The sequence below is a fragment of the bacterium genome, from assembly GCA_037131655.1.
In the GTDB taxonomy this organism is placed as follows: Bacteria; Armatimonadota; Fimbriimonadia; order Fimbriimonadales; family JBAXQP01; genus JBAXQP01.
The window spans coordinates 1-8,007 of the sequence record JBAXQP010000122.1; the positions used below are offsets into that span (position 1 = coordinate 1).

General features: G+C 44.3%; 10 protein-coding genes. 3 read left to right on the plus strand and 7 right to left on the minus strand.

The features are described from left to right. Nucleotides 1-1,052, minus strand: a 1,052-nt coding sequence (locus tag WCO51_07085) for a hypothetical protein (GenBank protein ID MEI6513025.1), incomplete at its 3' end; no start/stop codon positions are given. Nucleotides 1,053-1,177: 125 nt separating this feature from the next. Between WCO51_07085 and WCO51_07090 the strand changes: the two genes are divergently transcribed. Beyond that, on the plus strand, nucleotides 1,178-1,735 hold the full coding sequence (locus tag WCO51_07090) for a peptidylprolyl isomerase (GenBank protein ID MEI6513026.1): 558 nt from the start codon (nucleotides 1,178-1,180) through the stop codon (nucleotides 1,733-1,735). 96 nt (nucleotides 1,736-1,831) lie between these two features. Here WCO51_07090 and WCO51_07095 read toward each other — a convergent pair whose 3' ends face one another. From WCO51_07095 to WCO51_07120, 6 genes are all read right to left on the minus strand, one after another. After that, nucleotides 1,832-2,599, minus strand: coding sequence for a hypothetical protein (locus WCO51_07095; protein ID MEI6513027.1), 768 nt, complete (start codon nucleotides 2,597-2,599; stop codon nucleotides 1,832-1,834). Further along, a complete protein-coding gene (locus WCO51_07100; GenBank protein ID MEI6513028.1) occupies nucleotides 2,596-3,465 on the minus strand; it encodes a hypothetical protein in 870 nt (289 codons plus the stop codon). The genes WCO51_07095 and WCO51_07100 overlap by 4 nt, the downstream gene beginning before the upstream one ends. Nucleotides 3,466-3,479: 14 nt before the next feature. After that, nucleotides 3,480-4,589 (minus strand): hypothetical protein, encoded by a 1,110-nt coding sequence (locus WCO51_07105; protein MEI6513029.1) that lies wholly within the window; start codon nucleotides 4,587-4,589, stop codon nucleotides 3,480-3,482. Between the two features lie 71 nt (nucleotides 4,590-4,660). Next, nucleotides 4,661-5,500, minus strand: a complete 840-nt coding sequence (locus tag WCO51_07110; protein MEI6513030.1) for a DUF6754 domain-containing protein — start codon at nucleotides 5,498-5,500, stop codon at nucleotides 4,661-4,663. Then, the gene (locus WCO51_07115) at nucleotides 5,487-5,807 is read right to left on the minus strand and encodes a hypothetical protein (GenBank protein ID MEI6513031.1); all 321 of its coding nucleotides are present in this window, start codon (nucleotides 5,805-5,807) and stop codon (nucleotides 5,487-5,489) included. Before WCO51_07115 ends, WCO51_07110 begins: the two co-directional genes overlap by 14 nt. Next, complete coding sequence (locus WCO51_07120; GenBank protein MEI6513032.1) at nucleotides 5,791-6,228, minus strand: hypothetical protein; 438 nt, start codon at nucleotides 6,226-6,228, stop codon at nucleotides 5,791-5,793. The genes WCO51_07115 and WCO51_07120 overlap by 17 nt, the downstream gene beginning before the upstream one ends. Before the next feature lie 141 nt (nucleotides 6,229-6,369). Between WCO51_07120 and surE the strand changes: the two genes are divergently transcribed. Then, a complete protein-coding gene (surE, locus tag WCO51_07125) occupies nucleotides 6,370-7,140 on the plus strand; it encodes a 5'/3'-nucleotidase SurE (protein ID MEI6513033.1) in 771 nt (256 codons plus the stop codon). A gap of 121 nt (nucleotides 7,141-7,261) precedes the next feature. Further along, nucleotides 7,262-8,007: adenylosuccinate synthetase (locus WCO51_07130; GenBank protein MEI6513034.1), on the plus strand; the 746-nt coding region annotated here is incomplete at its 3' end.

Here is an 8,007-nt window from a genome sequence, read left to right on the forward strand (position 1 = left end):
GAACAGGGTTTATCCGTAAATTCAGCTAAATCTCCTGTACGGTATCTTAGGAATGGCATAGAGAAGTTGTTTAAAGCGGTAGCGACAATCTCGCCGACTTCCCCTTCTTCAGCGGGACGGTCATCCGGACACAAAACCTCGAATAGCCCCATCTCCATAGCCATATGATAGCCATCATGTGCTTCGCATTCGCCTGCGTTTCCGACAAGCTCAGTCAAGCCGTAATAATCCCATACTTTGCAACCAAAAACTTCCTCCATGCGCTCCCTTTGATAGGAACAAAGTGTTTCTGATGAACAAACTATACTACGAAGAGGGTTTACTTTCAATCCTGATTCTTCAATCAGGGTAGCGAAGTATGCGCCGTTGGATGGATAGGTATTAAGCAATGTTGGTCTGAAATTATTAAACGCTTCTACATAAGCTCCAATATTTACAGGGGTTAGATGATAGGAAGAAAGATAAAGACAGTTCTCCCCTTGTTCTTTAAGCCAATATCGTCCAGGCTTTAAAGTTAATCGCAAACCACGTAAGTTGACATTGGGTTCACCCTGTTTATAGCCACTTTTCAACCAATGTCGGTTCAGACATGCTTTCTCCATTATCAAAGACTTGTGGTCTAGTAAAAACTTAACCGGCTCGCCTGTTGAACCACCTGATGTACATTCTTCCGGTTTATATTCTGTTGAATTTATAGCGCAAAGTTGTTCGAAATATTCCCGTAGGTCAGCTTTGGAGATTGGAGGGATATTCCTGATATCGGCAAGAGTCTTTAAGTGCTCGGGTTTGAATCCTATTTTTTTAAATAGAGTTTTATAATAGGGAACACGTTCTGAGCAATGCGTTATCAGTTCTTGAAGCTTTACAAGCTGCATAGCCTCCAAGTCTTCTCGCAGTAACCACTCACTCTTAGCTAGCATGTCACAATAACCGGCAAATTCCTTGCCAAGCTTTACCTTAGCAGGTAGACGACCATATATAAGCCGAATTGCCGTTTGAACTGGTACCGGACTGTTATTGTGTATTCGCCTAATTAGGCTCCGAAAACTCATATTAAAGAATTCTACCTCTCACCTATATATTATTGCCGAATTCCGCTCCTTACTTTCTCCACCTGGTTTGACAAAATGGCTATAAAACGCCTAAAATCTCTTAATACAAATTCATGGAGGTCTATATGAGATCACGATTTTTCTTTGTCGTATTCGCACTAATGCTCGCCGCTTTGGCGATTGCTGCTTATAAACCAAAAACAGGCGAGACGGTTATTAAGATGAGCATCAATAACAAAGGTGATATTTATATCAAGATGTTTCCCAAGGACTCGCCTAAAACAGTCGCTAATTTTGCATCGCTGGTCAAAAAGGGATTTTATAACGGCATTAAGTTTCATCGAATAGAACCTAACTTTGTTGTCCAAGCTGGTGACCCGATGAGCAAGAAGCTTCCTATAAGCGATCCATCACTCGGTTCTCATGGCTCCGACACCCCTGTTACATTCGAGAATAACAAGCTAACCCACAAGACAGGCACCATCGCTATGGCCCTGACCGCGCCCAAAAGCAACACTGGTGACAGCCAGTTCTTTGTCAATCTATCTGATAATGACTTCCTAAACGGCAACTACTGCGTCTTCGGCAAAGTTGTCGACGGCATGAAGATAGTTGAAAAGCTCAAAAAAGGCGACGTTATCACCAAAGCTGTAGTACTCAAAGGGGCTGCAAAGAAGAAATAAGCTTTCGAATAACTTGATGATGTTCCATTAACAACAAGGGCGACCGTTAAGGTCGCCCTTGTTGTTATTAACTTTCAATAGCTAGCTAAAAGATCACTAAACAGCCTTTGCCAAGTGCAGCCATTCAACCAAGATCAAATACATACGGTCGACCAAGAGTGCGAAACGGGTCATGATAGTGGAACCAAATATAGCGCCAAAACCGATCATGATTAGCCACCGGCCTAGCAAAGCGTAGTTTTTGACAACTTTGTTTTTTTGCTCAAAGGCGAATAAGAAGTAGCTTAAAACAGCTGTTAGAGTAATAAGAAAAATTACGTTATTAATAGCCCCTGAAATGCTCAGTCTGTTAATTGCAGGGGTTGGATCCTGAAGCGAATAGATGTTAGGCCATAACGGTTTAAAAGTGTCTCGTATTTGGGGTGAGGTTGTTTGCCAAAATGATTGAAATACATTGCCTGCGCCAAGACCGATAAACATACCTAACGGGATACGGCTAATCCAGCCGTGCTTCTTACTGAAAACGAAGTAAGCCATAATCGCTAATGGCGTTAAGAAAAGCCATAGCCATTCGCCTTGTTGGAATATCCTATCGAACCATTTTGGCCCCATAACCTCAACCCAACTAATGGCAACACCATAACCGATTCCAAGCCCTATGAATACATGCTCAAGAAATCGATAGATTGGGTTTTCACGATAGAGGGTCGAATAGATACCCATTGTCACAACCGCACCCAACATTGGAATTATCGCATTATGATAGCTGCCGCCTTCTCTGATGTAGAGAATCATTGCAAAGAGGACAGGGATAGACGCTAATAATCCAAAGAATGCGATTGTTCTCTCTTCACGTTCGTTCATTCACCGCTCCGCCTTCTAGCATTCTTATTACCTACAAGCATACCGACGTTACCTACAACAATTGATAGAATAATCAGTGTAAACGCCGCTGACAAAGGAGACATATAACGACCGGCTGTTCCGGGATCACCTGTGTGGTTCTTAACATTAAGTTGTTCGTAATCGTATGCGCCTTTTGCGCCCCACAAGATGCCTGCGAGCTGACCTGATTGGAAGTAAGGAATCGCTTCCGGAGCCATAATTGCCGTTGGACAAATGCCCACCTTAACACCCGGCTTCAGGAGGCCAAGCCAAACACCATGCATCGCGGATGCTGCTATTTCTATCACTATATGAATTTCAGATGCTGATTTAATGCCTTTCATAACTGGCCATGAGGCCAAAGGCTTTTTATCTCGAGCATCAACTTTGCCGGTAATGATGTCTTCATTGATACCCTTTACATAGAGTGCACCGGCTGGCTGATAACCAAAGTAGATGTAATCAACACCGTACACAGCGCCATATTTTTTGGCTAATTCATCCACTAGGCTCTGGGCAACCTGTGAAGCAGTGATATCAAAAGACATCACTGCAAAACGGATATGACGCTTCATCATATGGCTGATGAGGGCTGCCATTTGACCTTTATTCTCGCCGCGTGTAGAGTTCGACCAGTCAGAAGAAATAAGAACGATTTTATCCTTTGGCGTTTCCTCGATAGTCTTCCACAAAGCGATACTCATCGGTAACGGCACATTGGGCATATCGACTTGATAAATGGTTGGGATAGCAATAACGATTAGAAGAATGACATACAATATTCTTCTGTCAATCTTTTGCATCCTTTCCCATATTGATAATTTATTTGCATCTTCGGTATTCATAAACCAATTTGCTCCTAATCTCCAAATAATGCGCCGCGCTCTATGCCCAACCACATACGCAATGACATAGCGAGTGAGCCTATAGCGACACCGAACTCAATAGCGCGAAGTGCGGGCGCGCTCACAACACTTAGGATCCAACCACTCCACGTTTCAACACGTAGGTTCGAGCTTAACCCATTAGGATCAATACCTCCGGTGATAACCGTACCAAAAGACAATCCCAAAATTACAACAAGCGCAGAAGCCATCAGAATTGATGATTCAACGGAACGAAGACGGAAAGCGCGGTATGCAGCGGAAAGAATATAAAACGCAACAAGGGAAAACATCGCTGCATCAACGTTCTGCATGACGCCATCGAACAAATAGGTATAGGTGTCATCAATCCACCATTTTCGTGTTACTTCAAGTGAACCTTTTTGTCCAGATGCGGTTTGAATTTCACCCTGCATTGATTTTTGGTTTACTAATCCAGTGAATGTCACAGGGCCGAAGTTCTTGAAGGGGATCGTAAAAGTACTCTCCCCCTTATTGACAGTCATATTGATTGGTCCGTAGTAGCGTTCGGATTTACCTCTGGTTAATCGTGCTAGTCCATTCACTTCAACAATATCTGTCTTTGCGCTTCCACGTACGTAATGCATATTCATGAAGCGGAGACGGCATTCTTGCCCGCCGCCTGCAAGTTGCATCGTTCCCTTCCAAGGAACATCCAGTCTTTGATTACCACGCGACCCAAAAGCAACGAAAGCCATGATTAAAACGGAAGCAAGTAAAGCTGCGCTATAAACCCAATCCTTAGATCGTTTGAGTGTTTTTCCGAGATGTATCTGGAAAATACTGTAAAGGCCGACACCGAACATCAAACCGCCAACAATATTCCCAAAAGGTTCCATAAAACCGGACAAAGTCGGAGTAATGAAGTTCTCCGGGGATCCAGATTTGGACATTCGTGTTGGTATAAAATACTCAAGCGAGTAATACAATCCTGAAATAAAGACGATAGCAGTGATTAAAGGACGACGGAATCGCTGAGGTAATTGCAACAAAAGAATAATAGCTGCAACGCCTACTAGCGTAATTATAATCGCGGCAGGTATGAGGAAACTGAGATTAGTCATCCTCGTATGCAAATGTAAATTAGCAAAAATTTGTGACATTGCTGAATTGGACCTTCCTATATCCTACGGAACTAACCTTTATGGAATAAGTGCCTGATTGATTGCATAAGAGCGTCCCACCCGCCGATATTAAACAATTTATACATCAGGGGTTCACTGCCCTTAAGTTGTGGACCGGTTATCGTGAATACAACACAACCAATAATGATTATCGCTACTAGGGCTAGCTTTGCGTAATCTTGCCCAACTAAACTGCCTAACGCGACAGGCTCACGACTAAGATAAGCGCTGGCTGCGTAAAACTCATCACCTATGATAACGTAGTCGCAAGCTGCAACAAAGAACGGGGTTTGGGTAGTCATAGTAGTTCCCGCCACTTGTATAGCGCCAACGGAGTTTGCAGTTTCAGCTAGAATGAGGGATTCTGCAAAGAAGACCCCCATTAGGAATACGGCAGCAGCTTTCTCTCTTTGAATAATGCCTGAGGCTCCTGCAGCGAATGCGAATTGACCTGAAGCAACATAACGGACTGATTCAGGATCGTAGACATCGAGTCTACCTTCAACACGATAAGCGTCCTGAATGACTTCCTGAGCAACTGTAAACAATATCGGATCGGCAAGGAGAAGGCGAATTGGGCTGCCGAAACGCGCAGCTGTACGTGTAACATATTGGAAAATATTAAGCGCCTGCAAACCAACGATATCCAAGCCGCTCAAGCCGGGAATCATAATTGCCGGACGTCCCATCTCTGTCGCACGACCAATAGCTTCATCAATGGCGTTCAATCCGGGAATGCGGCGAATAAAAGGCAAGTTACCCCTGATAGACCCAAAAATCTTCCACATAATCAGGCTTACGAGGATGCCTTCAAAGACAATCACAAACCAGTTCTGGTCAGCGTGCTGCATTGCTTTGTTCCTTTTTCATACGGTCTCGTTCCATCATAAGCTCCTCAATCCGCTGAATGAGCTGTTCTATATTTTGTCTGTCTGAAAATAGCTGCGTATAACGTCCGTAGTTCTCAGTTCCAATAATAGGACCGATAAAACCTGTTAATACTAAAGCCCCATGAGCCATGATGTTGCTTATAGGTTTATTCATTTCAAGAAACATAATCGCCGGAGTTGCCATGCCTCTTAAAATAACTTGTTTAGCGATTGCATTTATCATTTGCTGTTTATTTTCTTCGCTAAGATGCTCATCCCATAACGGCATTTTCTGGCCTCCAGCGTTCAATAGTACCCAAAACTTGCTCCCTATTGTTGTTAAAGCGTAAGTAAACTCCCCTGTAAGCCTCCAATCGAGAGGGATTCTCCAGAGAGCTTAATTTTACGCCTTCATTACCAACATAGATACGGCGCACGGTTTGCCATTTAATTTGTTGCCAATGCCACAAACATCGCGCTTGCGCGCCTTCTTGCGAGATCGTATAGGTGATAGGATAAAAATATTCTATTGTTGCGGTTAAAAAAAACCACAAGCCCAAAACCCCAAATATCCAATGGCCAAGCAAAACTACCCCCAACACGACCGAAATTACAGCACAAAACGCCGCAACATACCCTTTCATTGGATTGCGGCGCATCAAGAGGACATTCCACTTTAAAGGCACATAGCCTTCTGCTTGTTCTTGCATATTAGTTCTAGACAATTATAGCTGCTATACCCTTGGCTGTCAAGTTACTTTTCCAACCTCTTTCACATAGCCCATAAAGTAGACTAGTATCCGCTAATAATGACGCGGTAGCATTTGAGGCGTTAGTAGGATAATAAAACTATGCGAATTCTTTTAACTAATGATGATGGTATTCAGGCAGAAGGGCTGCTTGCGCTTAAGCGAGCAGTAGAGTCGTTGGGCGAAGTCTTTGTTGTCGCCCCTGACCGTCCCAGGAGCGCCAGTGGACACTCGATCACCCTTCACAAACCGCTTCGACTCCATAAAACCAAGTTAGCAGACGGTTCTACCGCTTATTCGTCAAATGGAACCCCTGCCGATTGCGTTACTCTTGGCCGCGGTGTTGTGATGGAAGAGAAGTGCGATTTAGTAATTTCAGGGATTAACCCTGACGCGAATTTAGGTTGGGATACGAGCTATTCCGGCACAGTGTCTGCCGCCGCTGAAGCTGCTGTATTAGGCGTTCGCGCTTTCGCAATCTCGGTTGCATCGATACATGAGGCTCCTGTTATCGCAAATTTTGAAACTGCCGGAGAAGTAGCACGTAATCTAATCGGCCAATTTGCCCAGCACGAAATACCTAAAAATGTATTGTTAAATGTAAACGTTCCAAATGTCGCTTTTAATGATATAAAGGGTATACAGATCACTCGCCAAGGCTCGCGTCAATACACTGACCGTCTCATTACGCGCACCGATCCTTGGGGGCATCCCTATTATTGGCTTGGCGGCAGCCTCCTTCCAGAAAGGGCGCTAGATGGCACTGACGTTTACGCCGTCCAATCCGGCTACGTTTCCATCACTCCCATCCACCTTGACCTAACTGCCTACGTTTTATTAGATGCCATGAGAGATTGGGTTGCTAAAGAGTAGTCTAACCCCCACGTCTCTTGACCATTGAGCGAATTAATGGTATCCTTTCGTAATGTGCCTATACGTATGTATAGGTTCATATTTTTGGCGGGATTCAAACGCTGAATTGGAGATTAGTAGTATGGCAACTTTAGTAGTAACTGGCGCCCAGTGGGGCGATGAAGCGAAGGGAAAACTTGTTGATGTATTGGCTGAATGGGCTAATGTCGTCGTCCGATATAATGGCGGGGCGAATGCAGGACATACCGTTCAGGTCGGAGAGAATGTCTACAAGTTCCACCTTATTCCAACAGGTGTCCTCAGGCCAAATCTCCTTTCAATCGTTTCAAGCGGCGTTGTTATCGAACCGAAAGCGCTCATTCTGGAAATGGCAAAGTTTGGCCAAGGTCAAGTAACCCCCAACAACTTCAAGATTAGTTCTAATGCGCACGTGGTACTTCCCTACCACCAATTAACTGAGCAAATTGACGAAAAAAGCCGTGGCGATGAAAAAATCGGCACCACTAATCGTGGCATTGGCCCAACCTATGTCGATAAAACAGCCCGATCCGGCATCCGCATGATCGATTTTATCGACCCTGCGCGTTTTAAAAATAAACTAACATTAAATTTAGAAATAAAGAACCGCCTTTTCGAAGCCTACGGTGAAAAACCGTTCAGCGTTGATGAACTTTTGGCTGAATATTTGCCGTTGGCTGATCAGCTTCGTCCCTATGTTGCCGATATCGAGATGCTCATTCATGACAAAGTGGCAAAGGGAGATAATGTCCTATTCGAAGGCGCTCAAGGCACGCTGCTCGATCTCGACTACGGGACCTACCCCTTCGTCACATCGTCCCATCCAGTAGCAGCGGGCGCATGTTTGGG

Coding starts and splice junctions, on each gene's coding strand:
- WCO51_07100 (MEI6513028.1), bottom strand. CDS start 3,465: ATGAATACCGAAGATGCAAATAAATTATCAATATGGGAAAGGATGCAA.
- WCO51_07110 (MEI6513030.1), bottom strand. CDS start 5,500: ATGCAGCACGCTGACCAGAACTGGTTTGTGATTGTCTTTGAAGGCATC.
- WCO51_07120 (MEI6513032.1), bottom strand. CDS start 6,228: ATGCAAGAACAAGCAGAAGGCTATGTGCCTTTAAAGTGGAATGTCCTC.
- WCO51_07095 (MEI6513027.1), bottom strand. CDS start 2,599: ATGAACGAACGTGAAGAGAGAACAATCGCATTCTTTGGATTATTAGCG.
- WCO51_07090 (MEI6513026.1), top strand. CDS start 1,178: ATGAGATCACGATTTTTCTTTGTCGTATTCGCACTAATGCTCGCCGCT.
- surE (MEI6513033.1), top strand. CDS start 6,370: ATGCGAATTCTTTTAACTAATGATGATGGTATTCAGGCAGAAGGGCTG.
- WCO51_07115 (MEI6513031.1), bottom strand. CDS start 5,807: ATGCCGTTATGGGATGAGCATCTTAGCGAAGAAAATAAACAGCAAATG.
- WCO51_07105 (MEI6513029.1), bottom strand. CDS start 4,589: ATGACTAATCTCAGTTTCCTCATACCTGCCGCGATTATAATTACGCTA.